A 25520-nucleotide genomic window follows, 5' to 3' on the forward strand; every position below is an offset into this window, starting at 1 on the left:
TCATGACCACCTCCCCACACACCACGAACGCCCCCCTGGTCATGCAGGCCAAGGGCCTGGTCAAGCGCTACGGGCAGGTCACCGCGTTGGATGGCGCCGACTTTGAACTGCGCGCCGGGGAGATCCTGGCTGTGATCGGCGACAACGGCGCGGGCAAATCGAGCCTCATCAAGGCGCTGTCGGGCGCCACCGTGCCCGACGAAGGCGAGATCCTGCTCGACGGCCAGCGCATCCAGTTCAAGAGCCCCATCGACGCACGCCGCGCGGGCATCGAAACCGTGTACCAGGACCTGGCCGTGGCCCCGGCCATGACCATTGCCGAGAACCTGTTTCTGGGCCGCGAACTGCGCCGCCCCGGACTGCTGGGCAGCGCGCTGCGCATGCTCGACAAGAAAAAGATGCTCGAAGAAAGCGTGGCCCGCATGGCCGAGCTGAAGGTCGGCATCCGCTCCATGACACAGGCGGTGGAGACACTCTCGGGCGGCCAGCGCCAGTGCGTGGCCGTGGCGCGCGCCGCAGCGTTTGCGCGCCATGTGGTCATCATGGATGAACCCACCGCCGCCCTCGGCGTGAAGGAGGGCAACATGGTGCTGGAGCTGATCCGCCGCGTACGCGACAAGGGCCTGCCCGTCATCCTCATCAGCCACAACATGCCCCATGTGTTCGAGATTGCCGACCGCATCCACATCGCCCGCCTGGGCAAGCGTGCGGCGGTGGTCAACCCCAAGAAGATCAGCATGAGCGACACCGTGGCCGTGATGACGGGCGCTATGGCGGCCACCGACCTGCCCGCTGAATGCCTTGCCTGAAGACGCTGCCATGCTCAAAAACATCGACCCGCTGCTGACCCCCGACCTGCTCAAGGTGCTGGCCGAGATGGGCCACGACGACGCCATCGTGCTGGCCGACGCCAACTTCACCGCCATGAGCCTGGGCGCGGGCAAGCCCGTGCTGCGCCTGCCCGGTATCGGCATGGCGCGCGCCGTGCAAGCGGTGGCCAGCGTGCTGCCGCTGGCGCAGGATGTGCCGCATCCTGTGGCCTACATGCAGGTGGGCGGCACCGAGGTGCCCTACCGCTCAGCCCTGCAGCGCGAAACCATGGACGTGCTGGCGCGCGAGGGCGTGGCCAGTGAGCAGGCCGAAGGCGTGGAGCGTTTTGCGTTCTACGAACGCGTCAAAAAGGCCTATGCCATCGTTGTGACGGGAGAGCTGCAGCCCTGGGGCAACTTCCTGCTGCGCAAGGGCGTCATCGGCGACACTCTGAACGCCTGATCGTTTCATCACCATGCTGGACACCGACGCATCCCTACCCGCCGTTGACAACACTGCCGCCAGCCCCGCGCTGCTGCGCCAGCGCGGCTCCAACCATGTGGGGCTGCGCCAGTTCAACGAGCGCGTGGTGCTGCAGGCGCTGCGCACCCATGGCAGCCTGGCCAAGGCCGAGATGGCGCGGGTCACGGGCCTCACGGCGCAGACCATCGGCCTCATCACCGCCCGGCTGGACGAAGACCAGTTGCTGCGCCGCGAAGCGCCCGTGCGCGGCCGCGTGGGCCAGCCCTCGGTGCCGATTGGCCTGAACCCCGACGGCGCCTTTGCCATCGGCATCAAGATCGGCCGCCGCAGTGCCGACTGGCTGCTGGTCGATTTCACCGGCCATGTGCGCGAGCGCATCGTGCTCGACTACGCCTTCCCTGACATCGACGTGCTGTTGCCTGCGATCCGCACGCACCTGAACCAGCTGCTCGACGGCCTGGGCCCGCTGCGCTCGCGCGTGGTAGGGGTGGGCGTGGCCGCGCCGTTCCAGCTCGGTGGCTGGCACCGCATGCTGGGGCTCACCGAGGCCCAGTCCGAAGCCTGGAACAACATCGATCTGGCCGAGCAGGTGCAGCAGATGACCGAGCTGCCCGTGAGTTTTGCCAAGGACACCTCGGCCGCCTGCGTGGCCGAGCTGCTGCAGGGGCGCGGGCGCGACATCCCGAGTTTTTTGTACCTGTTCATGGACACCTTTGTGGGCGGCGGGCTGGTCATCAATTCGCACCTGCACCGGGGCTTGCACGGCAATGCAGGCGCGGTGGCCTCGCTGCCGCTGTCACCAGCCCTTCCCGGGCAGGCCCCCGCGCAGCTCATCAGCCAGGCATCGCTGTGGGAGCTGGAGCAGCGCTTTCGCGAACATGGCCTCGACCCCATGGCCGCCTACGACAAGCGTGTGCTGCAGGCCCCGTGGCTGGAACACAGCCGGGGCTGGATTGCGCGCGCTGCGGCGGGCCTGGCGCACTGCATCGTCTCGGCCACGGCGTTCCTGGACCTGGATGCCGTGGTGGTCGATGGCGCCGCAGCCCCTGAGCTGCTGCAGGCCCTTTGCGAAGGCGCCCGCCACGCGCTGGCCGACTACAACTGGGAGGGCTTGCACCAGCCGCCCCGGCTGGAGCTGGGCACCATGGGCTCGGACGCCCGCGCGCTGGGTGGGGCGCTGCTGCCGCTGCATGCCTGTTTTGCGCCGGATACGGACATCTTCCTCAAGGCCTGAGAAGGGCGTGGGGTTGTGAAGGTTTACTATTAAAAATATAGCTATTTGCGCATATCCATCAAGCGCTAGGCCGTATTTCTATTCAAATTTCTCGGCCAAGGCTGCTTCAGGCTCAGCTCCCGCCGCGATCCAGACCCGCCAGGATCGCCCGTGCCACTTCGGCAAACCCCGCGCCCCGCTCGCCCTCGGTCACATAACGCGGCAGGTGCTGCAGTTGTGGCACAAAGCGCGCGATGTTGGCCACGCCCACGCTGTGGGGGAAGTGCTCGAACATGAGCTGGTCGTTGGTCGAGTCGCCCACATACACCCAGCGGTCGATCTCCGCGTCGAGGTCGCGTCCCAGCAACTCGCGCACGATCCAGCGCGCGCCCTCCAGTTTGTTGTGCGCCCCGAACCAGCCGTTGATGTGGATGCTGCTCACGGTGGCGTTCATGCCTGCGGCGCGCAGGATCGCCACGCATTGGTCGATCCGCTCTTGGGGCAGGTGTGTGAACTCGCTGTGGTCGATGGCGATGTCCGTTTCGCGTCCGGGCGAGTCGGTCGCGCGGCGGGCGCCGGGCACCCTGGCTTCGATGTCAGCCAACACTTGCTGCATGCGGGCGAAATGGGCTGAGCGCGTGGCTGCATCCTGTTGATATCGTTTTAATAGCGCATCGCGCTTGTCCAGAGAGCGCTGCAGGGCCACAGCACCATTCTCGGCCACGATGGCATCCACAGGCCAGGCGGCCGCAAAGGGCTCGCTCCAGCCTACGGGGCGACCCGTGATGGGGATCACGGCCAGTCCCCGGGCCTTGAGCGACTCCATCGCCTGCACCACGTGCGCAGGCACAACCCCCTCCGTGGTCAGCGTGTCGTCGATGTCGGTGAGCAGGCCGACGAGGCGGGCGGGAGGATTCCAGGTACTCAACGGAAGCATGGGGGAACGAGAAGGCATAGGGATGGCGAGAGGGGGCGTTGGTGAAAGTCGCGGAGGGCTGTCGCTCGGGCTTGCACCTTTTTCTGTGGACGAAGAGATGGCTGCTTCTAACGGACACTTTGGGCAGGTTGCCCACGCGCCAGGCTCGGGAGTTTCTCTGCGACCCTTTCGGGGGGCATGGGCACCATGTCCCCGCCACGGAACTCGAATAGCTGCAGGGTGGCCAATGGGACCTGTTCCAGGCCACGACCCTTTTCGTCCACGACGTGCAAATCGCCTGGCTGCGGCTTTGGCACAAACAGGTCGGCGGTGTTTCTGGCGCGGATCAGTACAGAGCGTTTGTATCCATCATCGGTGCCTCCGAACTCTGGGACTACGAATATGGCCTGCCGCTCTTTGTCGAGTGACAGGGCAAAGCGATACAGCGTGTCCCAATACGCCAGGTTGGGCCTGAGCGCCTGTTTCTCCTGCGCATGCAGGCCTGCCAGGGCCGCAACAATCGCTGCGCCTCCGACAAGGGCAAAAACCGGGCGCGTCTCTCGCGGCCAGACGACCGCCAGGCAGGCTGAAAACGCCACCCACGGCACGAACAGGTAACGGTCCGGACTGTGAATTCCCGGAAAGGCCGTCAGCGGTATCAGCGGCAGCAGGACGATGCCCAAGGACACGAAGAAAACAGGCGCATGGAGGCGGCGCTTCACCGCCGCGAGGCACAGAAGGCCGAGAAATACAACGGCAAGGATGTTGCCGGGCGGTTTGGAGCCGAGGAGCAATTTGGGAACCCGGAGCAACTGGCGCAGGGCCTCGCTGGCATCGAAAACCCCCTGGCTGTAGCCTCCCACGAGGCGCCCAAGTAGCAGGTAGCGCCACCCTATGTAGAGCAGTGCAATCAGCACAAACGGTATCAGTGCGCGCACTCGTTGCGGCCGCGTGCCCACGGGCAGGAAGGGCAAGAGGACGACCAGGGGTACATAGACTTCCTTGCAGGTAGTCGCCAGCAGGTAGGCCAGGGCCGACAGCCCCAGCCAGTATCCGCGCCCGCCTTTGAGATACCGGGTCCAGCCCAGTATCGACAGCATGGCGAACACGAAGCCGGTCGCATAGTGCCCATGCATCAGGCCCGCCGCGATGTGGGCAGTGGGCTTGCCAAGCAACAGCGCAACGGCGCCGATCAGTGCGGGCAGGGGCTCCACCCACTCTCGCAACACGGCATAGAACAACGCGGCTCCCAGCCCCACAAGCAGCAGCAAGTGCGCGTAGTGGCCAGCGGCGGCCATGCCGAACAAGCTCAGGTTGATGTCGTAGAACAGCAGGTTCCATGGAGCGACATTGGCACTGGAGTGCCCTTGGGCAATGTGGGGCTCCAAGAAATATTGCCAGGGTGTGTATTGGGCGGCGTAGCTCAGGTGAGCGCCGTCATCCCAGCGCCAAGATCCCTGGAGTGATGCGCCATGCACCAGCAGGGTGAGCAAAGACAGAAGCAGTGTGGCGCTGAGACACTCGATCCAGGGATGGCGGTCGATGTGTTCGCGCAGCGCGTGGCGCGCGGCTTTCAATGCTGGAGCGTCCATTGCCAATGACGCAGGAAGTTGAGCGCTGCAGGCGTGTAGTGGCTAGGAGTGCGGGCGGCAGAAGGAGCATCGGCTGCGACGCGCGATAAACGGGTCCCGCGTGGTACCACCTCCAGCGCCCAGGGGCCCACCCTGGGCTTGTCGGTAGCACCACGCGATCCTCGGTTTTCGTACGTTTCGCTTCGATGCCTTCTGCCGCCCACACTCCCAGGCACATCACGCCCTCGGGTCAAAGTCTTCAGCAGCAGCAAGTCCGCACCGACCAGGGCGAGTGCGGAAATGGTGGAGCCGATGCCAGTCCTGGTGCAAAGCGGCGCCATGGAGAAATTGATCGGCTGACTGCGCAAGAATTTCCCCCTCTTGTGCGGGCTATGCGCCCTGCAGCGCCAACCCCGCATGCTCGCGCAGCGGGTGGAAATGGATCTTCGGAAACCGCTCTTGCGCCAGGCGCACGTCATACGGGCTGGTGCACAGGTAGGCCAGCGTGTCGGCCGCGTCGTGCGCCAGCCGCAGCGGGTAGGCGTCGGTGAACGCGCGCAGGTCGGCCGCATTGTCGGCGGTGATCCAACGCGCGCCGGTGTACTGGCAGCCTTCCAGGCGCACGTCGGCGTCGTACTCGGCCTTGAGGCGGTGCTGCACCACTTCAAACTGGAGCTGGCCCACGGCGCCCAGCAGCATGTTGCCGCCTGCGTCGGGCTTGAAGACCTGGATGGCGCCTTCCTCGCCCAGCTGGGCCAGGCCCTGCTGGAGCTGTTTGGTGCGCAGCGGGTTCTTGAGCACCACGGTCATGAACATTTCTGGCGCGAAGAAGGGCAGGCCGGTGAACTGCAGGTTGGCACCATCGGTGATGGTGTCGCCCAGCTGCACGCCGCCGTGGGTGGTAAAGCCAATGATGTCGCCTGCGTAGGCTTCTTCGACGGCCTCGCGGCGTTGCGACATGAAGGTCACCACGCTGGTGGGGCGCAGCTCCTTGGAGGTGCGCTGCACCTTGAGCTTCATGCCCGGCGTGTATTTGCCCGAGGCCACGCGCACAAAGGCGATGCGGTCGCGGTGGTTGGCATCCATGTTGGCCTGCACCTTGAACACCACCCCGGCAAAGCCTTCGTCTTCGGGCTGGATGGTTTTCACCACGGGTTGCTTGTTCACTTCAAGCGTGCTCACGCGCGGGCCGGGGGGAGGGGCCATATCCACCAGGGCATCGAGCACTTCCATCACCCCGAAGTTGTTCACGCCGGAGCCGAAGAACACGGGGGTGAGCTTGCCAGCCAGGAAGGCTTCATGGTCCCACGCGGGCGATGCGCCCACGGCCAGTTCCATGCTCTCCAGCGCGGCGTCGAACTCAGCGCCAAAGCGTGTGCGCAGAGTCGCCTCGTCCGACAAGGGGATGGCCTCGAAGTCCTGTGGGCGGCGTTCGCTGCCGGACTCGAACACCGTCATGGTCTTGGTGCGCAGGTTGATGATGCCGCCAAAGCTCTTGCCCTGGCCCACAGGCCATGTCATCGGGCAGCAGGGCATGCCCAGCTCGCGCTCCACCTCGTCCATGATGTCCAGTGGGTCGCGCACTTCGCGGTCCATCTTGTTGACGAAGGTGATGATGGGCGTATCGCGCTGGCGGCAGACCTCGATCAGGCGGCGGGTCTGTGCTTCCACACCGTTGGCCGCGTCGATCACCATGAGGGCCGAGTCCACGGCGGTGAGCACGCGGTAGGTGTCTTCCGAGAAGTCCTTGTGGCCGGGCGTGTCGAGCAGGTTGATGACATGCTCGCGGTACAGCATCTGCATGACCGAGCTGGCCACCGAGATGCCGCGCTGCTTTTCGATTTCCATCCAGTCGGAGGTGGCGTGGCGGCTGGCCTTGCGGCCCTTCACGGCGCCTGCGATCTGGATCGCGCCCGAGAACAGCAGCAGCTTTTCCGTCAGCGTCGTCTTACCCGCGTCGGGGTGGGAAATGATGGCAAAGGTACGGCGGCGCCGGGTTTCTGGGGCGTAGGACACAGGGGGTTCCTGAATGGGATGGGTGCGGGGCAGAGCGCCCTGCGCAAGAATCTTCGGGCCGGGACCGGCGTGGGACGCAGGGGCGGCAGTGGCGGGATTTTACTGTTCCGTGCAAGGCCGAGGACGGATTCATCCCGGGGCATGGTGCGGGGAATGCACTTGCTTTTATAATCCGTCGATCCGAGGAGCGTTGCAGCGTCCCCAGCACAGGCGGGGCGTGAGGCTCGGAGTCATCTAGCAACGACGCTCATCCACTTCTCGTGTGGTGAGCTTTTTCACTCCCGCGACCAGTGGTTTTTCAAACATGCTTTGGAGCAAGAAACCATCATGAACGCACGCGTCAACGCCCCGGTCAACACCGACTGCATCATTGCCGACATCGGCCTGGCCGCATGGGGCCGCAAAGAAATCCGCATCGCCGAAACCGAGATGCCCGGCCTCATGGCCATCCGAGAGGAATTCGCGCCCAAGCAGTCGCTCAAGGGCGCCCGCATCACGGGCTCGCTGCACATGACGATCCAGACCGCCGTGCTGATCGAGACGCTGCAGGCCCTGGGCGCTGAGGTGCGCTGGGCTTCTTGCAATATTTTCTCCACGCAAGACCACGCCGCCGCCGCCATTGCTGCCGCCGGTACGCCCGTGTTTGCCATCAAGGGCGAGACCCTGGCCGAATACTGGGACTACACCCACCGCATTTTTGACTTTGGCCCCGCCGGCACCGAAGGCGAAGGCCCCAACCTGATCCTGGACGACGGCGGCGATGCCACGCTGCTGATGCACCTGGGCAAGCGCGCCGAAAAGGACGCCTCGCTGATCGCCAACCCCACCAGCGAAGAAGAGACCTGCCTGTTTGCCTCCATCAAGGCCAAGCTGGCTGAGGACCCGACCTGGTACAGCCGCAAGAGCGCCCAGATCATCGGCGTGACCGAAGAAACCACCACCGGCGTGCACCGCTTGAAGGAAATGTCGGCCAAGGGCTCGCTGATGTTCCGCGCCATCAACGTGAACGACTCGGTGACCAAGAGCAAGTTCGACAACCTGTACGGTTGCCGTGAATCGCTGGTGGACGGCATTAAGCGCGCCACCGACGTGATGATCGCTGGCAAGGTGGCCGTGGTGGCCGGCTACGGCGACGTGGGCAAGGGCAGCGCCCAGGCCCTGCGTGCACTGAGCGCCCAGGTGTGGGTGACCGAGATCGACCCCATCAACGCCCTGCAGGCCGCGATGGAAGGCTACAAGGTCGTGACGATGGAATACGCTGCCGACAAGGCCGATATCTTCGTGACCACCACCGGCAACAAGGACGTGATCCGCCACGAGCACATGCTGGCCATGAAGGATCAGGCCATCGTCTGCAACATCGGCCACTTCGACAACGAGATCCAGGTGGCGTCGCTGGAGCAGTACGAGTGGGAAGAGATCAAGCCCCAGGTGGACCACGTGATCTTCCCGGACGGCAAGCGCATCATCCTGCTGGCCAAGGGCCGCCTGGTGAACCTGGGCTGCGGCACGGGCCACCCGAGCTTTGTGATGTCGTCGAGCTTTGCCAACCAGACCATTGCCCAGATCGAGCTGTTCACCCACAGCGACTACTACGAAAACGGCAAGGTCTACGTGTTGCCCAAGCACCTGGACGAAAAGGTGGCCCGTCTGCACCTCAAGAAGGTGGGCGCCATGCTGACCGAGCTGACCGACGAGCAGGCCGCCTACATTGGCGTGCCCAAGCAAGGCCCGTACAAGCCGGACACCTACCGCTATTGATCCCGCGCCCCAGGCGCATTGCGCGCCTTGGCGGCATGCCGTCGGGGCGCTGGTGGATCACTGCATCGTGGTTGCTACTATTGTGATAGCTGCTTGCGCTTGATGGATAAGCGCTGGAGGCTGATTTGACTCTTAAAGGATGAGCGCCATGCGTGCAGATGTATTTTTGGTGGAAGCGGGCCATGCGGCCACGCGCTCGCAAGCGCAGCGGCTGATTGCTGCGGGCGTGGAGTGGCGTCTGTCACCCCTGGCGCCCTGGCAGAAGGTGGTCAAGAACGGCGATGACATCCCGTCCGTGGCCGAGGTGAAGCTGTTGGACGATGCCGAGGCCAAGTACATCTCTCGCGGTGGCCTCAAGCTGGAAGGCGCCTTGTTGGCCACGGGGCTGTCCGTGGCCGGGCTGCGCTGCCTGGATGTGGGGCAGAGCACCGGCGGCTTTACCGATTGCCTGCTGCAGCAGGGCGCAGCGCAGGTCATCGGTGTGGACGTGGGCCATGGCCAGCTCCACGAGCGGCTGCGCAGCGATCTGCGTGTGGTCTGCGTGGAGGGCGTGAACGCGCGCTCGCTGACCGCCCAGGCGCTGCAGGAAGCCTGCGAGCTGGCGCTCTCTGAAGTCGTCGAAGCCGACGAAGACAACGAAACCCAGCCCGAGGCGCCCTACAGCTGGATGCGCAACGGCGGCCTGGTGGACGAAGCCTACGACGATAGCGGCGACGCCAAGGACCAGGACATCGAAGCCTTCAAGTCCGAGCGCGCCCAGCGCGCCGAAGCCCGCGCGCAGGGCACACTGCCCGTCCAGCGCCGACGCCGCGCCGAATGCGCGGGGGTGGACACGACACCGGCGTTCGACCTGGTGACGGGTGATCTGTCCTTCATCTCGCTGACCCTGGTGCTGCCCGCCATCGCCGCATTCCTGCGCCCTGACGGCCACCTGCTCATGCTGGTCAAGCCGCAGTTTGAACTGCAGCCGGGCCAGGTGGGCAAGGGCGGTGTGGTGCGGGATGCCGCCCTGTATGCCGTGGTGGAAAAACGCATCCGCGACTGCTGCGCCGAACTGGGTCTGGCCGTACAGGCCTGGCTCGAAAGCCCCATCCAGGGCGGCGACGGCAACCATGAATTTTTTGTTTATGCGAGGAGGGCACCATGATTGCTGCCAATGCCCAGGGCACCGGTTTTCCGGTGAGTTTTGAATTTTTTCCGCCCAAGACGCCCGAAGGTGCGGACAAGCTGCGGGCTGCGCGCCAGCAGCTGTATGCGCTGCACCCGGATTTCTGCTCGGTGACCTACGGCGCCGGTGGCTCCACGCAGGAAGGCACTTTTGGCACGGTGCGTGAAATCTTGGCCGAAGGTGTGAGCGCCGCCTCGCACTTCTCGTGCATTGGTGCCACACGCCAGTCCGTGCGCGAGCAGCTCGCCACGCTCAAGGCCATGGGCGTCAAGCGCCTGGTGGCATTGCGTGGCGATCTGCCCAGCGGCTACGGCGCGGGCGGCGAGTTTCAGTACGCCAGCGACCTGGTGGCCTTCATCCGCGCGGAGACGGGCCGGGATTTCCACATCGAAGTGGCCGCCTACCCCGAGGTGCATCCCCAGGCCAAGTCGCCCGAGGCAGACCTGAACGCCTACATCGCCAAGGTGCAGGCGGGTGCGGACTCGGCCATCACCCAGTATTTCTACAACAGCGATGCCTATTTCCGCTTTGTGGAAGACACACAGCGCCTGGGCGCCACCGTGCCCGTGGTGCCCGGCATCATGCCCATCGGAAGCTCCACGCAGCTGATGCGTTTCTCGGACGCCTGCGGTGCCGAGATTCCCCGCTGGATCCGGCTGCGCCTGCAGGCGTTTGGCGACGACACAGCCAGCATCAAGGCCTTTGGGCTGGATGTGGTGACCGACCTGTGTGACCAGCTGCGCAGCGCGGGCGTGCCCGCACTGCATTTCTACACCATGAACCAGAGTGCGGCCACTCTGGAAATCTGCCGCCGCCTGGGGATCTGACGGCCACGGCTTGGCTACCATTAGCACTTTGCAACATTTGCAGGGGGGTGGTGGTCATGGAACGAGCTGGGGTGGCGGTATGGTGTGCGCTGTGTGTGTGGGTGTTGGGCATATCGGGCGTTCAGGCGCAGACCCGCTACCACTGCCGGGACGATAGCGGGAACACCTTCGTCCTGTCGCGGCCATGTCCTGACGGTGCCCGCACCACAGCCGCTGTGGCGGGGCCTGCCCCGGCGCAATATTCATCGCCACGTTATGACAGCTATTCGCCGGTGCGGTCATCGCCCGAAACCCCAGACCACCATCAGTATCTGAGCGCGCGCTGCCGGGCCCTGGATGAAAACATCCGGGGAGCGTATGGCCGGGGCATCAAGGCCGATGTGGTGGAAGGAATGCGGCGCGAATACCGGCGCGATTGCCGGGAGGAGGAGCAGGATGCGTACTCACGGCTTTCGGCGGAGCGCCGCCACCGCGACAAGCAGCGCCGGGAAGACGAAAAGTCTGCCCAGGTTGCAGCACAGGCTTCCAGGGAGCAGCAGGAGCGGCACGCCCAGCAATGCGCCGAGTCTCGCCGCATTCTTACCAACAAACGCGCCAGAACGGATTTGACGGATGGAGAGAAAAACGATCTGCGACGGTTTGAGGAAGCATTTCTGGAGCGCTGCAAGCGCTAGCGCCCACCTGCGGCTGCTGCCCCTGCTGGTTGCGGCCTACTGTGCGTGGTTGCCTGCTGCGCAGGCAGAGGGGGCCGGTAACACGGCAGAGCCCTCCACCCCGAATGCCGTGGATGCCGCGTTGGCCGAGGCGGGGCTGCTGGATGAGGAGGTGCAACCTCTTGGTGAGCCCATTGACGCTCCATGGGCTGCGCCTTCGGGGGAGTCTGGCCGGTACGAGGTGGCGCCAGAGACCGGACTCGCGTCCTGGTACGGGCCTGGGTTTCACCGGCGCAAGACAGCCAGTGGTGAGCGGTTTGACATGCACGCAATGACCGCTGCGCACCCCACCCTGGCCTTTGGCACATTCATCTGTGTGCGCAGTCAGATCACGGGCCGAGGGGTTGTGGTGCGCGTGAATGACCGGGGGCCCCATGCGCGGGGCCGGATCGTGGACTTGAGCCGCGCTGCAGCCATTGCCCTGGGGCTGCACGGTCTGGGGCTCAAGCCGGTGGAGGTGTTTCCTGTGGCCAATGGAGAATCGACCTGCCCTGAAGAGTGAGGACGTGGGGGCGGATGGGCCGTAAGAACGACCCGCCACTTGGACGCATCAGCCGCCTGATTCCAGGGTGTGCGTGGCGTGTTTGTCCTGGGCCAGCAATTCCACCATTTGTGGCAGTGCGGTTTTGAGCGCGGCCTTCAGGGTGAAGGGCGGGTTGATCAGAAACATGCCACTGGCTGGCAAGCCTGGGCGCTTGACGTCGCCAGCAGCGTTTTCGGTGAGCTTGCTGTTCTTGACGGTCAGCGTGGCATGCAGCCAGCTTTTGCCTGCCTTGGTGGCCAGGGTCTTGAGACGGCGAGGCAGGTCGTGCGCCTCGGGGCGCGGGATGATGGGGTACCAAAATGCGTACGTGCCGGTGGCAAAGCGCTTGAGCGAATCCGCCGCCATATCGAGCACCTTGGCATAGTCGCTCTTGATTTCATAGCTGGGATCGCACAGTACCAAAGCGCGGCGGGCCGGTGGAGGCAGGAATTTCCTGATCCCTTCGAACCCGTCTTCGTGCAGCACGGCCACCTGGCGGCCTGCTTCGAGCTGGGCCACGTTGCCCGCCAGAGCGCGCAGGTCGGTGGGATGCAGCTCAAAGAGCTTGAGTTTGTCGTGGTCGCGCAACAGGCGCTGGGTGATGAACGGGGAGCCTGGGTAAACCCGCAGCGTGTTGCCCTGGTTGAAGGCACGGACCATGTCCACATAGGCCTGCAGGGCCGGCGTGAGGGTTGGGGCCGTGGGGGCAAACAGGCGGACGATGCCGTCTGCAGCTTCGCCGCTGGTGCTGGCGTAGTCGCCATCGAGCCGGTAGAGGCCCGCGCCCGCATGCGTGTCCAGCACGGTGAGGGCCGCGTCTTTCTCGGTAAGGTGTTGCAAGGCGGCGATCAAGACCGTGTGCTTGAGCACATCGGCATGGTTGCCTGCGTGGAAGGCGTGGCGATAACTGAACATGGCTCTATGGTAACGAGTGCGCCCTGTCGCCTCACTGGGCCGGGTCGAGGGGTGGCTGCACTGGGTGGCGGGCACCAGACGCCGGTTCATGGTTCCATGCGAATTTGTCATGGGCTTGGGGCGGCCAGGAACCATGGCGCGGCACAATCGGCGTATCTCTGACCAGGGTGTGTAACTTTTTTGGCAGACGGGAAGCCTTTTGTTTCTGTAGCGCGTGCTGGCATGCTTCATGATTGCGTTTGGAGCGGTGTTGGCACCCGTTCACCCACAATCTCTGTCGAAACAAGCCCGCACGCCACACCCTTTTCACCATGATCGCAAGTTCCAGCCAAGCCCCAGCCAGCGGTGTCAGCCATGTGGATGCGCTGCCGCCAGGCACCCGCCTCGCTGAGTTCGAGATCCTTGCGCTCCTGGGGGTTGGCGGGTTTGGCATGGTCTACAAAGCCTTTGACCACTCCCTGCACCGGGCCGTGGCGATCAAGGAATACATGCCTTCGGCGCTGGCGGGGCGTGCGCAGGGCCAGTCGCTCTGGGTGAGATCCTCGTCGGACCAGCAAACGTTCCAGGCCGGGCTGGCCTCTTTTGTGGGTGAGGCGCGCCTGCTGGCGCAGTTTGACCACCCTTCGCTGGTCAAGGTGTTCCGCTTCTGGGAGGCGAACAACACCGCCTACATGGTCATGCCCCTCTACAGCGGCATGACCTTCAAGCAGGCCCGTGCCCAGATGCGCACCCCGCCGCCCGAGATCTGGCTGCGCAAGGTGCTGTGGTCAGTGCTGGGTGCCCTGCGGGTGCTCCATGACGGTAAGACCCTGCATCGGGATATTTCGCCCGACAACATTTTTCTGCAGGACATCGGCCCCCCGGTGCTGCTCGACCTGGGCGCTGCCCGGCACGCGATCAACGACCAGGACCGCAAACACACCGCCGTCCTCAAGGTCAACTACGCGCCCATAGAGCAATATTCCGATGGCGACGAGGATTTGCGCCAGGGCCCGTGGAGCGACCTGTATTCCCTGGCTGCGGTGGTGCATGGCTGCTTGTGCAACGACACGCCGCTGCCTGCCACGTTGCGCTCCATCCGCGATCGCATGGTGTCGTTCTCCCGCGTGGCCAGAACCGTCAAGCGCCAGTTTGGTGTGGAGTATTCCGCGCCTTTCGTGGCGGCGATCGCGCAGTCGCTGGCGCTCAAGCCGGAGGACCGGCCGCAGAGCATCGACGCGTTCCTGCAGCTCATGGAGATGACGTCCGCGCCGGAGGGGAGCGAGCACTTCGACTTCCGGAACGACCTGGGGGATATCTGGGTGGAGCCTGCCGATCAGCCGGGCCCGGGCTTGGTAACGCCCACGGTGGATGTGACCTCAGCACCCAGCATCGTGGCAGAGATGCACGCCCAGGCGCAACGCGCCACCGGGAACGGAGTGGCCCACGATGCCGGAGGGCGTGCCACTCCCGCGGGCGAAGCGAATGTTGGCGGAGACACCGTGATGCTGGGCGGCCCGGACACTGTGGCTGCCGATGCGGGTGACACGGTCTTCATCGACGCAGGAGACACGGTGGTGGTCGATGACTCCCGCTACGACGATCCCGCGGGCGGCCACAAGCCGGGGAACACCACCCGCCATGCGTCCGACCATCGGCCACAGCCATTGGAGCGGGAGATCGCCCGCCCCCACGGCAAGGCGGTGAAAACCACGCGGCGCTCGCCGGTTCTGGTGTGGCTCGGGGTGGCTGTGGTGGCCGTGGTGGTTTCTGCCGCCGGCCTGCGCTGGGCCCAGAGCAGCAAGGCGCCGCAGGACGACATCATCACCGAGATGGCAGAGCCGCCCGCAGCGCCGCCGCCTGCAGTGATGGAGACGGCGCTGCAGGACCCGGCCGCAGCGGCCTCTGCTGCTGTGGACGGCGCTGCGAGCGATACGGTGGCTGCTGCATCCATGCCTGCGCCAGCACTTGTCCCTGCTGCTGCTCCGCGCGCCCCCACTCGTGCGCGACGGGCCGCCCCTGAGCCGGCTCCGACCCCGATCGTGGTGCATGAGGAGCCGCCCCCGCCACCGCCCCCCGTGGTGGCCGAGCCCAAGCCCCGCCCGCCACCACCGCGTGTGCCCAACCCGCAAGAGGCCTGTGCAGATGCCAATTTCCTCGCACGCCCCATGTGCATCCACCAGGAATGCCAGAAGCCATCCCAGGCCAACCAGCCCATCTGCGTGGAGAACCGCCGCCGCTACGAAGCCGACGAGCAGCGCCGCCGGCAGACCCCCAATTAGCCGTGGGCGAGGGGGCCGTGGGCTGCTTTCCGGCTACGGGCTTGCGCCACAGGCCTGCAAATTCGTATAATCGCGGGCTTCGCAGCGCTTTTGTGGTCCCGCGGCGAAGACTTTACGCCACCTAAGAGGCTTCCTTCAGAGAAGCACCGACCGTGGAAAAGGACCCGCCAAACCCTCTTTTGAAGAGAAAACTCATGACTACTACTTTCAGCGCAAAGCCCGCTGAGGTTGTGCACGAGTGGTTTGTGATTGACGCGACCGACAAGGTCCTCGGACGAGTAGCCAGCGAAGTTGCTCTCCGTTTGCGCGGCAAACACAAGGCCATTTACACGCCTCACGTCGATACCGGTGACTTCATCGTCATCATCAACGCCGCCCAGCTCAAGGTCACCGGCACCAAGTCCCTGGACAAGGTGTACTACCGCCACTCGGGTTACCCCGGCGGTATCACGGCCACGAACTTCCGCGACATGCAAGCCAAGCACCCCGGCCGCGCGCTGGAAAAGGCTGTCAAGGGCATGCTGCCCAAGGGCCCCCTTGGCTACGCGATGATCAAGAAACTCAAGGTGTACGGTGGTGCTGAGCATCCCCACACCGCCCAGCAGCCCAAAGTGCTGGAAATCTAAGGAGCCTTGAGATGATTGGTGAATGGAACAATGGCACCGGCCGTCGCAAGTCCAGCGTCGCCCGCGTGTTTCTGAAAAAAGGCTCCGGCAAGATCACGGTGAACGGCAAGGACATCCAGTCCTACTTCGGCCGCGAAACCTCGATCATGATTGCCAAGCAACCCCTGGCGTTGACCAACCATGTCGAAACCTTCGACATCCAGATCAACGTGCACGGTGGTGGTGAATCCGGCCAGGCTGGCGCTGCCCGCCACGGTATCACCCGTGCTTTGATCGACTACGACGCATCCCTCAAGCCCGTCCTGAGCCAAGCTGGCTTCGTGACGCGTGATGCCCGTGAAGTCGAGCGTAAGAAGGTCGGTCTGCATTCCGCACGCCGCGCCAAGCAGTTCTCCAAGCGTTAAGCTGGTTGGGCTCTGGAGGGATGGCGGCTTTTGGGCTGGCATCCTTCTCCCTGCGAAGCTTTCCTCGGACTGCTTTACAGAACAAAAAACCGCCTTCGGGCGGTTTTTTCGTTTAAGGTGCGCTCTTTTCTCCGAGCCATCCTGATGTTTCACCCCTTCTCACCATGCGCCTTCGCCTTCTGCGCCGCCGACTGACGATCAGCGCCCCGAGGGTGGCCATCCGCAGTGCCTTGCCCTGGCCCCTTCGCTGGCTGGCCCTGGCCGTGGTTTTTGGTTTCTGTGCGGCAGTAGCCCTCTGGGCCTTTGAGTTTGGAAAGTCCATCGCAGGGCTGGATACCGTCTCCCGTGACGAACTCCTGCAATTGCGGGCGGAAGTGGATCGCCTGCGGGCTGAGGGGCAAGAGCAACAGACGGTAGCCCATACGGCGGAGAGTCTTCTGGTGGCCGAGCGGGCTGCCAAGGAAAGCCTGATGGCGCAGGTTCGGCAGCTGGAGACCGACAACCGCACGCTGCGCGAAGACCTGGGGTTCTTTGAAAAGCTGATTCCCGCCGCAAAGGCCGAAGGGCTGGCGATCCGTAGTCTGCAGGCCGAGGTGCTGGGGGGAATGCAGCTGCGCTGGCAGGTCCTGGTGATCCAGGCGACGCGCAATGCCCCCGAATTCAATGGCCGGCTGGAACTGGTGCTGACGGGCACCCAGGATGGCAAGCCCTGGACCCAGACCCAGCCAGCCCAGGGACAGCCGCTGCAGGTCAAGCAGTACCGGCGCATTGAGGGTGTGCTCGATCTGCCCCCCAGCGCCGTGGTAAAAACCGTGACCGCACGCGTGCTGGAGGGCTCTGCGGTTCGCGCCGTGCAGGCGATGACCATCGACTAGTCCGGCGGCAGGGTTGGGAAGGCCCCTCCGGGGAGCCTCATCCAGCCTGCTGCAAGGCCCCATGCAGCCCTGCGCCGGTCGTTGTGGCAGGCAGGGGTGATGTGTGCGGGGCTTCGCGCCGTAGCCGTTTTCCGTGGGCTTTCTGCCCCGTCGTTTTCCGTTTGCATGCTCCGGGTTGGAGCATGCGCATTGAGGAGTTTTCACCCATGTTTTCCCGCAAGAAGCAGCCACCGATCAAAAGCCTGATCGCCCAGGGCACCCGGATCGAGGGAGATGTGCACTTTGCCGAAGGCATGCGCATTGATGGCGAGGTGGTGGGGGACATCCGTGCGGGTTCGGAGCAGCCCAGCATCCTGGTGATTTCCGAGACGGCGCGCGTGGAGGGGGCTGTGCATGCCGACCATGTGATCGTCAATGGCCAGGTGGTGGGGCCTGTGCACGCTGCCGAACTGCTGGAGCTGCAGCCCAAGGCCAAGATCACCGGCAATGTGCACTACAAGGCGCTGGAGATGCACCAGGGCGCCGTGATTGCCGGGCAGATGTGCCCGGTGGCTGTGCTGGTGGAGGAAAAGCCCCCACTGAAGTTAGCGTCAAACGGGCAGTGAACTGAATTCCCGAGAAGACTGCAGTACTATTCACCGCAAACTTTGAACCCGGAGTACCCCATGAGCGCTGTTGCCGAAAACATCCAGACCGAAATGCCTGCCCCCATCCTGTTTACGGACAGCGCGGCGGCCAAGGTGGCGGACCTGATTGCCGAAGAGGGCAACCCTGACCTGAAACTGCGCGTTTTTGTGCAAGGTGGCGGTTGCTCGGGTTTTCAGTACGGCTTCACCTTTGATGAAATCACCAATGAAGATGACACCACCATGACGAAGAACGGTGTGTCGCTGTTGATCGATGCCATGAGCTACCAATACCTCGTCGGCGCCGAGATCGACTACAAGGAAGACCTGCAAGGGGCTCAGTTCGTTATCAAGAACCCCAATGCCACGACGACCTGCGGCTGTGGCTCCAGCTTCTCTGCCTGACACGGAGAGGGTAGGGGTCAGGTGGTACACACCGCTCTGTACCTGACCTCTGACCACGTAGCCGCCCGCATGGGCGGCTTTTGTTTTTTCAGGCTGGGTAAACAGCGCCCAGCACACGGGCTCCCGCAGCGCCGGTCACACTGGCCAGGTTGCCGGGCCGTCCGTGCAGCGCCTGCCGTGCCAGCCAGGCAAAGGCCGCCGCCTCCACCTGCAATGCGGGCAAGCCCAGGGTATCGGTGGCGGTGACCTGCACGCCAGGGCAGGCTGCCTGCAGCCGTGCCATCAAGTAGGCATTGAGTGCGCCACCGCCGCACATTGCCATCGTTTTGCTATTTTTTTTGTAGCTGTTTGCGCTTATTGCACATGCGCGGGCGGTGTATTCGGTCAGGGTCGCCTGTACGTCGGCAGGGTTTGCCTGTGCGAACGGCGCCAAGTGGTGTGCGAGCCATGCGGGGTTGAACAGATCGCGCCCCGTGCTCTTGGGGGGTGGCTTGTGCAAAAAGGGTTCGTCCAGCAGCGATGCCAGCAATTCCGGCAGCACCTTTCCGCTGGCAGCCCACGCGCCTCCTGCGTCGAAAGCCTGGCCGGTGTGCCGTTGGCACCAGTAGTCCATCAGCGCGTTGCCGGGGCCGCAGTCAAAGCCCAGCACACTGCCGTCGGCGCCCAGCACGCTGAGGTTGGAGATGCCGCCGATGTTGAGCACCAGCACGGTCTCACCCGCGCGGCCAAAAACCCCCTGGTGAAACGCTGGCACCAGGGGTGCACCCTGTCCACCTGCCGCTACATCGCGGCTGCGGAAATCGGCCACCACGGTGATGCCGGTGCGCTCCGCCAGCAGGGCTGGGTTGCCCAGCTGCAGGGTGTAGCCCGTGCCATCAAATTCCTGGGGACGGTGGCGCACCGTCTGCCCGTGGGCGCCGATGGCGCGGATGGAGGATGCTGGCTGCCCGCTGCGCTTGAGCAGCGTTTGCACAATCTGCGCGTAGGCCCGCGACAGGGCGTTGCCTGCCAGCGCGGCGCGGTGCAATTCGTCAGTGCCCGAAGTGTTGAGGGCCATCAGTTCGGCTCGCAGTTCGGGCGCGAAGGGTGCGCTGGCATGGTGGGTGACCACGCAGTGCGAGTCGGAAAAATCGGCCAGCACCCCGTCGATGCCATCGAGCGAGGTGCCCGACATCAGGCCGATGTACAGCTCGGATGCACTCACAGGAGCCGTGTGGACTGTGAAGGCGTGGACGAAAGAGCCTCAGGTCCAGGGGCCTCAAAGCCCAGGCAAGCGGCGCGGCCGAGGCCTGTGGCTGCCGCGCAAGGGCCGCCGCGCCGCGTATGCGGCGCTTCGCTTGCGTGCGCTGGCGGCGTCCCCCCGTGGGGGGAAGGCGCGAAGCGACTCAGGGGGGGCTTCACTTCACTCTGCGCTGGCTTGTTCGATCCGTGCAGCGGCCGACAGCTGGATGCGCATGTTGGCAGCCAGGCGGTCAAACGCAGGGCGCGAAGCCGCTGAGACTGGCGCTGCGGCCTCGCTCTGGGCCACGATGGTCTGCGGATCCTGGTGTACGCCGTTGACGCGGAACTCAAAGTGCAGGTGCGGGCCGGTGGCCCAGCCTGTGGCGCCCACGGCGCCCAGGGTCTGGCCTTGTTCGACCGACTGTCCCTGGCGCACGTCGATGCGGCTCAGGTGGGCATACACGGTGACGTGCTGGTTGCGGTGCTTGACGAAGACCACATTGCCAAAACCGTTCTGCACGCCTGCAAACTCCACCACGCCATCGCCCACGGTGCGCACTGCAGTGCCGGTGGGCGCGGCGAAGTCGGTGCCCAGGTGGGCGCGCCAAGTCTTCAGGATGGGGTGCAGGCGCATCTTGAAGCCGCTGGTCACGCGCGAGAACTCCACCGGGGATGTGAGGTACGCGCGGCGCATGCTTTCGCCGTCCAGCGTGTAGTAGGCGCCCTTGGCGGCACCGGGTTCCTGGAACCAGACGGCCTCATGGGTCTTGCCGTTATTCACGAACTCGGCGCTCAGAACGCGGCCACTGGACAGGGGCTCGCCATCGGCTTCCAGCGTTTCGTACACCACCGAGAAGCGGTCGCCCTTGCGCAGGGAGCGGCGAAAGTCGATGTTGCCCGAGAACAGCTCGGCCATCTGCACGGCCACGGCGTCGGGGATGTTGGACGCATCGGTGGCGGCAAACAGCGAGCTGTGGATGATGCCGCCCGCCAACCGACTGTTGGTCGTCATCTTGGCGGTTTCGATGCGCGTCGCAAACTTGTTGTCGCCCGTGCGCTCGACGATCAGGCGGCGGAAGTTGCCGCTGTCATCGGGCACCCAGCGCACGGTCAGACGAATCAGGCGGTGGTCGTCAGTGGTTTCTGCCGACACGATGCGGCCGGTGCGGCCCAGCACATTTTGTCGCACAGGAGTGTCACCACGCATGAATGCAGCGGCGGCCGGGTCGGCAACGCCCATGCGCTGCAGCAGCGACTCGGGGGTGTCGCTGCTGCGCACCTGTTCGGAGCGGAACAGCGAAAAGCCCGGGGCTTCCAGCTCGCCCAGCACGAGGTTTTCTGCCAGCGATTCAACGGGGTAGCTCACCATGCGCACCGGCAGCTCGGCCGGGTCCGGCGCAAAGGACGCCACAGCGAATGCGCCGCCACCACCCGTCAGCAGGATGGCTGCGACGGCGGCGGTGATGCGTTTGGGATGTTGTTGGATCGTGCGGGACAGCCGGTCAAGCAAAGCCGAGCTGGCGGTGGTCAAGCCGTGAATCAATGGTCTATCCCCAGGGTGAGAGTGAATCCGTGACACTTCCCCGGTGCTGGCGCGGGGCAAGGCATGGAGCACAGACTGTCAGGCTGCAGCCGTTCGACAGAATGGTCAAAAACAGGTCGAAACAGCGGTCCCACTAGAATCCGCCTCAAGCAATGTGGGCTGAAGTATAGCGGTGCATGCTGTCTAGACATCCCAAAAAACCCTTATGAATCAATCTGCTGTTACAACAACCCCGGTCTCTGATGGTGTAAGACAGGCCCTCGAAATCTCCCTGCGTGGCGTGCAAGAGCTGCTGCCGCAGGACGAATGGGTCAAGAAGCTGGCGCGCTCGGAGGCCACAGGCCAGCCGCTGCGCATCAAACTCGGGCTCGATCCCACGGCTCCCGACATCCACATCGGCCACACGGTGGTGCTGAACAAGATGCGGCAATTGCAAGATCTGGGCCACCAGGTGATTTTCCTGATCGGGGACTTCACCAGCCTGATCGGCGACCCCTCGGGCCGCAACAGCACGCGCCCGCCGCTCACGCCCGAGCAGATCAAGGTGAACGCCGAGACCTATTACAAGCAGGCCAGCATGGTGCTGGACCCGGCCAAGACCGAGATTCGCTACAACAGCGAGTGGAGCGAACCCCTGGGCGCGAGCGGAATGATCCAGCTCGCCTCGCGCTACACCGTGGCGCGCATGATGGAGCGCGACGACTTCCACAAGCGCTTCACCACCGGCCAGTCCATTGCGGTGCACGAGTTCCTGTACCCGCTGATGCAGGGCTACGACTCGGTGGCGCTCAAGAGCGACCTGGAGTTGGGCGGCACGGACCAGAAGTTCAACCTGCTCATGGGCCGCCATCTGCAGCAGGAATACGGCCAGGAGCCGCAGTGTGTGCTCACCATGCCGCTGCTGGTGGGGCTCGATGGCGTGGACAAGATGTCCAAGTCCAAGAACAACTACATCGGCATCACCGAAGACGCCAACACCATGTTCGCCAAGGTGCTGTCCATCAGCGACACCCTGATGTGGGACTGGTACACGCTGCTGTCGTTCAAGAGCCTGGCTGAGATCGCCGCACTCAAGGCCGAGGTGGAGGGCGGGCGCAACCCCAAGGATGCCAAGGTGATGCTGGCCAAGGAGATCACCACGCGCTTCCACAGCGCGGCGGCGGCCGATGCGGCCGAACAGGACTTCATCAACCGCAGCAAGGGCGGCGTGCCCGAAGACATTCCCGAGGTGGCGCTCTCCGGTGCGCCGCTGGGCATCGGTGCCTTGCTCAAGCAGGCCAACCTGGCGCCCTCGGGCAGCGAGGCCAACCGCCTGATCGACGGCGGCGGCGTGCGTGTGGATGGCAGCGTGGTCAGCGACAAGGGCTTGAAGCTGGCTGCGGGCACCTACGTGGTGCAGGTGGGCAAGCGCAAGTTCGCAAGAGTGACTTTGTCCTGATTTTTAAGTCAGATTGGCCGGCAGCGCTTGTCGAATAAGCGCTGGCAGCTATCAAAATAGAAGCGCTGAAGCCGCAAGGCCCAGCGCTTTCTTCATCAGGCCCCGTCCAGGTTGTCGTTCAAATCCGGGTCGGGCACATCGCCAATTGCCTGGCGGGTGGCCTCGGCCTGCACCTGCAGCCAGGCGCAGAAGGCCTTGATCTCCGGCCGCTGCGCGCTGCGTGGCCCCACCATGAGCCAATAGGCCAGCGGCGAGTCGATGCGGTGGCCGGGCAGCACCTCCACCAGGTCGCCAGCGGCCAGCGCATCGGCAATCAGCGGCATGCGCGCCAGTGCCAGGCCCTGGCCGGCCAGCGCGGCCTGCACGATCTGGTGGGCGTAGTTGAAGTACAGCCAACGCTGGGGTTGCAGCTTGGTCAGGTCGCGCGTGTCGAACCAGCGGCGCCAGCTCAGGTACTCCAGGTAGTGCGTGCGGTGGGCGTCGCCTGCCTCGATCAGGGTGAACTGCGCCACGTCGGCCGGCGTGCGCAGCGGTTTGCCGCTCTTGAGCAGCCAAGGGCTGGCCACCACGGCCAGTTGCTCGCCAAACAGGCGGATGCCGCCTTGCGTGGCGCCGGCGGGCATGGCGTAGCGCAGGGCCAGGTCCACGTCCGAGGTTTCCAGATCGACCTGCACGTCGCTCGCATCAATGCGTATGTCGATGCCCGGGTTGTCGCGCTGGAACTCCTCCATGCGCGGGATCAGCCACATCGATGCAAAGCTGGCCCAGGTGGTGATGGCCACACTGCGTCGCCCGGCCGTCTGGCGCACCAGGCGCACGGCGGCGTCCATGCGCTCCAGCGCCGGGCCCACCGCGCGCTGCAGCTGCGCGCCCGCGCTGGTCAGCTCCACCGCGCGGGTGTGGCGCAGAAACAGGGGCACGCCCACTTCTTCCTCCAGCGCCTGGATCTGGCGGCTTACGGCCGACTGGGTGAGCGCCAGTTCGTCGGCGGCGGCGCGGAAGTTCAGGTGTTTGGCCACCGCGAGAAAGGCGCGCCAGTGCCCGGTGGCCACGGGGCGGGTGCGCAGAACAGCGGGGGAATATTCGGCAGAGGCCATGGCAGGTGTCCTGAAGACGATTCATGCGTTGACGGAATGAATAGCGTACCGCGTTTTCATTGGACTGTGTATGGTGGAAGGCGCACCATTCAGGCTCCTCAACACGTTTTACTGAAGCCAAGGAGCCTGTCATGTCCCCCCGCAACGTTCTGGAATCGCAACAATCCGTCCACGCCGCCCTGGCTGGCCGTCGTGCGGCCGGTTGCTGGAAACTGGCCACAGGCCGGGCCTTGTCGCTGCGCCCGCACACCCATGGTGTATTGCAGATTGCGCAGGGGCAGGTCTGGCTCACCCTGAGCGGGTCTTTGGCAGATTTGCCGGGGGCGGCGGCCGATCATGTGCTGCGGGCTGGGGAGCAATTGACCATTGCGCCGGGCCAGCATGTGGTGATGGAAGCCTGGAACCCCCGGGGCAACGCTGAGGCCGTGGCTTTCCGTTGGGACAGCGTGGTGGCACCCGCCACGGCGCAGCCCGCCAGCCTGGCCGCCCGCGACTGGGAATGTGGCGTGGTGCAGCCGCTGCGCGACCTGGTGCAGGCACTGGGGCAAGGCGGGCGCGCCCTGGGTGCGGCGCTGGCCGATGTGACGGGCGCAGGCGGCCGGTTTGCCGCCGGTCTGGCCCGGTTTGCTCTGCATCGGATAGCAGCACCGCTACAGCGCAAGCCAGCTTGAAGCGTATATGCAGGAAAAGCATCAATAGGTGCCGTGCTTTTCATTGGACGTTGTTCTGCAAGCCGCGCACCATACGGTCTTATTAGGGTTTACCCGGAGAACACCATGACAACCTCTCACGCTCTTCATCTGTTTGCATCTTCGCGCGCTGTGGCCGCCGCCGCCGGTAGCACCGGCACCGTGGCTGCAGGGGCTGCCGTCACCCTGGCCCCCAAGGCCGCGATGGTCCTGCGCATTGCGGAAGGCCAAGCCTGGGTCACCCTCGGACAGGGGCTGGGCGACAGCAGCGACGTGTTCCTGTGCGCTGGGCAGTCGCTGCCCGTGGCTGCGGGCCAGTCTGTGGTGGTCGAGCCGCTGAACGGCCGCCGTCTGCAGTACCGCTGGGTGGATGGCGATGCCGCCAGTGCCCGCCCCGCATCCTGGTGGCGCCGTGCGTCCGTTGGCAACGGGGCTCCCGCCTGGGGCGATGCCTGCTGCGCCTGACCTGATCTGAGGCGCTCGGTCGCCTCGGCTGGGGTGTGGGGTTAGAGTCGAAAGAGCTGCTAGCGCTTGTCCATCAAGCGGTAGCAGCTCTTTTTTTGATAGCGAACGGAACAAGCACCAGGCCGTCAGCGCGGGTCTTCCCCCAACAGCCCGATCAGCTGGGTCTGCAGCGTCGTCAGCAGTTCATCCGACAACGCGGGCTGCGCCGCAGCGGTGGCTCGGGCCAGCACCAGCCCGCCGACCATCGTGGCCAGGACTTGCATGGCGCGCGCTCGGTCTTGTGGCGGTATGGGGGCGCTGCCCGCCCCGGCACTGCTGTCTGCCAGCAACTGCGCAAAACGCTCGATATTGCGCTCAATGCCCTGAGCAAACACTTCGGATAGCTCGCCGCCCGCCCGCGCAGCGTCCACCGCCAGCGCGGCGGCCGGGCAGCCCGAGCCCGGCGAATCGCGGTGCTGGGGCGAGAGGTAGCTCTTTATGCGCTCGCCGATGGTGGTGTTCGGGGTGGCGCCGTCTAGCGGGGCGATGGACCAGTCGAATGCTCTCGCACACGCCTCCTGCACCAGCGCGTCCTTGGAGGCGAAATGCCGGTACAGCCCGCCATGGGTGAGCCCGGCATCGCGCGTGATGTCGGCCACGCCCACGCCGGTCAGCCCCCGCTCGCGGTACAAGCGGGAGGCTGCATCCAGGATGCCCTGCCGGTTCTCTGCGGCCTGTGCTTTGGAAACCTTCATGGGAGCCTCTTATTGATTGCGAGCGTACGCAAAAAGCGGTTGTGCCTTTATGATGATGGTTGCAATCATAAAGGCGCGGGCCCTTTCCGCGCGTCGCTGCAGCGTCCCAGAACCGGTTCTTGGTGCTGCGCCTAATTTGTCTGATGAGGTGAATGCATGAAAAAAATGATCCCTGGCGGCCGTGGTGCCGAGGTGTGGAGTGGTTTGTGCTGCGACAAGG

25 protein-coding genes and 1 riboswitch are annotated in these 25520 nt (G+C 64.7%); of the genes, 17 read left to right on the plus strand and 8 right to left on the minus strand.

All coding sequences use genetic code 11. The features are described 5' to 3' along the window. Positions 1-2 precede the first annotated feature (2 nt). The 3 genes from KW832_RS23225 to KW832_RS23235 are packed head-to-tail and all read left to right on the plus strand — an operon-like array spanning position 3 to position 2527. Complete coding sequence (locus tag KW832_RS23225; protein WP_218301639.1) at positions 3-809, plus strand: ATP-binding cassette domain-containing protein; 807 nt, start codon at positions 3-5, stop codon at positions 807-809. A 10-nt stretch (positions 810-819) separates the two neighbouring features. Further along, entirely contained in the window at positions 820-1272 is a 453-nt protein-coding gene (locus KW832_RS23230; RefSeq protein ID WP_057270393.1) for an RbsD/FucU family protein, read from the plus strand. 13 nt (positions 1273-1285) lie between these two features. Next, positions 1286-2527 carry an ROK family transcriptional regulator gene (locus tag KW832_RS23235; RefSeq protein WP_218301640.1) on the plus strand — a complete coding sequence of 414 codons (1242 nt, stop codon included), beginning with the start codon at positions 1286-1288 and terminating at the stop codon, positions 2525-2527. 112 nt (positions 2528-2639) lie between these two features. Here KW832_RS23235 and KW832_RS23240 read toward each other — a convergent pair whose 3' ends face one another. From KW832_RS23240 to KW832_RS23250, 3 genes are all read right to left on the minus strand, one after another. Further along, on the minus strand, positions 2640-3443 hold the full coding sequence (locus KW832_RS23240) for an HAD family hydrolase (protein WP_218301778.1): 804 nt from the start codon (positions 3441-3443) through the stop codon (positions 2640-2642). Between the two features lie 107 nt (positions 3444-3550). Continuing rightward, positions 3551-4999: a hypothetical protein gene (locus KW832_RS23245; RefSeq protein ID WP_218338458.1), complete on the minus strand. Its 1449-nt coding sequence runs from the start codon at positions 4997-4999 to the stop codon at positions 3551-3553. Positions 5000-5383: 384 nt separating this feature from the next. Beyond that, positions 5384-7009 carry a peptide chain release factor 3 gene (locus KW832_RS23250; RefSeq protein ID WP_121508500.1) on the minus strand — a complete coding sequence of 542 codons (1626 nt, stop codon included), beginning with the start codon at positions 7007-7009 and terminating at the stop codon, positions 5384-5386. Between the two features lie 176 nt (positions 7010-7185). Further along, positions 7186-7265: riboswitch (S-adenosyl-L-homocysteine riboswitch) on the plus strand. A gap of 71 nt (positions 7266-7336) precedes the next feature. Here KW832_RS23250 and ahcY point away from each other — a divergent pair. From ahcY to KW832_RS23275, 5 genes are all read left to right on the plus strand, one after another. Further along, on the plus strand, positions 7337-8770 hold the full coding sequence (ahcY, locus tag KW832_RS23255; RefSeq protein ID WP_121422878.1) for an adenosylhomocysteinase: 1434 nt from the start codon (positions 7337-7339) through the stop codon (positions 8768-8770). A 148-nt stretch (positions 8771-8918) separates the two neighbouring features. Next, positions 8919-9917, plus strand: coding sequence for a TlyA family RNA methyltransferase (locus KW832_RS23260; RefSeq protein WP_218301642.1), 999 nt, complete (start codon positions 8919-8921; stop codon positions 9915-9917). After that, positions 9914-10765: a methylenetetrahydrofolate reductase [NAD(P)H] gene (metF, locus tag KW832_RS23265; protein ID WP_218301643.1), complete on the plus strand. Its 852-nt coding sequence runs from the start codon at positions 9914-9916 to the stop codon at positions 10763-10765. Before KW832_RS23260 ends, metF begins: the two co-directional genes overlap by 4 nt. A 56-nt stretch (positions 10766-10821) precedes the next feature. Then, a complete protein-coding gene (locus KW832_RS23270) occupies positions 10822-11439 on the plus strand; it encodes a hypothetical protein (RefSeq protein WP_218301644.1) in 618 nt (205 codons plus the stop codon). Next, positions 11405-11980, plus strand: coding sequence for a septal ring lytic transglycosylase RlpA family protein (locus tag KW832_RS23275; RefSeq protein WP_228896090.1), 576 nt, complete (start codon positions 11405-11407; stop codon positions 11978-11980). Before KW832_RS23270 ends, KW832_RS23275 begins: the two co-directional genes overlap by 35 nt. Before the next feature lie 48 nt (positions 11981-12028). On the opposite strand, the gene KW832_RS23280 is transcribed toward KW832_RS23275, so the two are convergent. After that, positions 12029-12916: a 23S rRNA (adenine(2030)-N(6))-methyltransferase RlmJ gene (locus tag KW832_RS23280; RefSeq protein WP_218301645.1), complete on the minus strand. Its 888-nt coding sequence runs from the start codon at positions 12914-12916 to the stop codon at positions 12029-12031. A gap of 311 nt (positions 12917-13227) precedes the next feature. Between KW832_RS23280 and KW832_RS23285 the strand changes: the two genes are divergently transcribed. From KW832_RS23285 to erpA, 6 genes are all read left to right on the plus strand, one after another. Then, positions 13228-15177 (plus strand): serine/threonine-protein kinase, encoded by a 1950-nt coding sequence (locus KW832_RS23285; RefSeq protein WP_218301646.1) that lies wholly within the window; start codon positions 13228-13230, stop codon positions 15175-15177. Between the two features lie 194 nt (positions 15178-15371). Continuing rightward, complete coding sequence (rplM, locus tag KW832_RS23290) at positions 15372-15803, plus strand: 50S ribosomal protein L13 (RefSeq protein WP_008907237.1); 432 nt, start codon at positions 15372-15374, stop codon at positions 15801-15803. An 11-nt stretch (positions 15804-15814) separates the two neighbouring features. After that, positions 15815-16207 (plus strand): 30S ribosomal protein S9, encoded by a 393-nt coding sequence (gene rpsI / locus KW832_RS23295; RefSeq protein ID WP_005798582.1) that lies wholly within the window; start codon positions 15815-15817, stop codon positions 16205-16207. Between the two features lie 164 nt (positions 16208-16371). Then, complete coding sequence (locus KW832_RS23300) at positions 16372-17082, plus strand: DUF6776 family protein (RefSeq protein ID WP_055394671.1); 711 nt, start codon at positions 16372-16374, stop codon at positions 17080-17082. 206 nt (positions 17083-17288) lie between these two features. Beyond that, positions 17289-17687, plus strand: a complete 399-nt coding sequence (locus tag KW832_RS23305) for a polymer-forming cytoskeletal protein (protein WP_055394679.1) — start codon at positions 17289-17291, stop codon at positions 17685-17687. A gap of 60 nt (positions 17688-17747) precedes the next feature. After that, the gene (gene erpA / locus KW832_RS23310) at positions 17748-18113 is read left to right on the plus strand and encodes an iron-sulfur cluster insertion protein ErpA (RefSeq protein WP_008907234.1); all 366 of its coding nucleotides are present in this window, start codon (positions 17748-17750) and stop codon (positions 18111-18113) included. An 88-nt stretch (positions 18114-18201) separates the two neighbouring features. Here the strand turns inward: erpA and KW832_RS23315 are convergent, their stop codons facing one another. Together KW832_RS23315 and KW832_RS23320 are read right to left on the minus strand one after the other, a co-directional pair. Next, the gene (locus KW832_RS23315; protein WP_370628780.1) at positions 18202-19317 is read right to left on the minus strand and encodes an anhydro-N-acetylmuramic acid kinase; all 1116 of its coding nucleotides are present in this window, start codon (positions 19315-19317) and stop codon (positions 18202-18204) included. A 198-nt stretch (positions 19318-19515) separates the two neighbouring features. Then, positions 19516-20877 carry a M23 family metallopeptidase gene (locus tag KW832_RS23320; protein WP_121421223.1) on the minus strand — a complete coding sequence of 454 codons (1362 nt, stop codon included), beginning with the start codon at positions 20875-20877 and terminating at the stop codon, positions 19516-19518. Positions 20878-21082: 205 nt separating this feature from the next. Between KW832_RS23320 and tyrS the strand changes: the two genes are divergently transcribed. Then, on the plus strand, positions 21083-22315 hold the full coding sequence (tyrS, locus tag KW832_RS23325) for a tyrosine--tRNA ligase (RefSeq protein WP_218301647.1): 1233 nt from the start codon (positions 21083-21085) through the stop codon (positions 22313-22315). A 95-nt stretch (positions 22316-22410) separates the two neighbouring features. Here the strand turns inward: tyrS and KW832_RS23330 are convergent, their stop codons facing one another. Then, complete coding sequence (locus KW832_RS23330; RefSeq protein ID WP_121421221.1) at positions 22411-23412, minus strand: LysR substrate-binding domain-containing protein; 1002 nt, start codon at positions 23410-23412, stop codon at positions 22411-22413. Positions 23413-23543: 131 nt separating this feature from the next. On the opposite strand from KW832_RS23330, the gene KW832_RS23335 reads away from it, so the two are divergent. Together KW832_RS23335 and KW832_RS23340 are read left to right on the plus strand one after the other, a co-directional pair. Further along, the gene (locus KW832_RS23335) at positions 23544-24083 is read left to right on the plus strand and encodes a DUF2917 domain-containing protein (protein ID WP_218301648.1); all 540 of its coding nucleotides are present in this window, start codon (positions 23544-23546) and stop codon (positions 24081-24083) included. Positions 24084-24188: 105 nt separating this feature from the next. Further along, complete coding sequence (locus tag KW832_RS23340) at positions 24189-24566, plus strand: DUF2917 domain-containing protein (RefSeq protein WP_218301649.1); 378 nt, start codon at positions 24189-24191, stop codon at positions 24564-24566. Positions 24567-24691: 125 nt separating this feature from the next. Here KW832_RS23340 and KW832_RS23345 read toward each other — a convergent pair whose 3' ends face one another. After that, complete coding sequence (locus KW832_RS23345) at positions 24692-25300, minus strand: TetR/AcrR family transcriptional regulator (RefSeq protein WP_176887083.1); 609 nt, start codon at positions 25298-25300, stop codon at positions 24692-24694. Between the last annotated feature and the right edge of the window lie 220 nt (positions 25301-25520).

The organism is Acidovorax sp. sif0632, assembly GCF_019218805.1.
GTDB classification, from domain to species: Bacteria; Pseudomonadota; Gammaproteobacteria; order Burkholderiales; family Burkholderiaceae_C; genus Acidovorax; species Acidovorax facilis.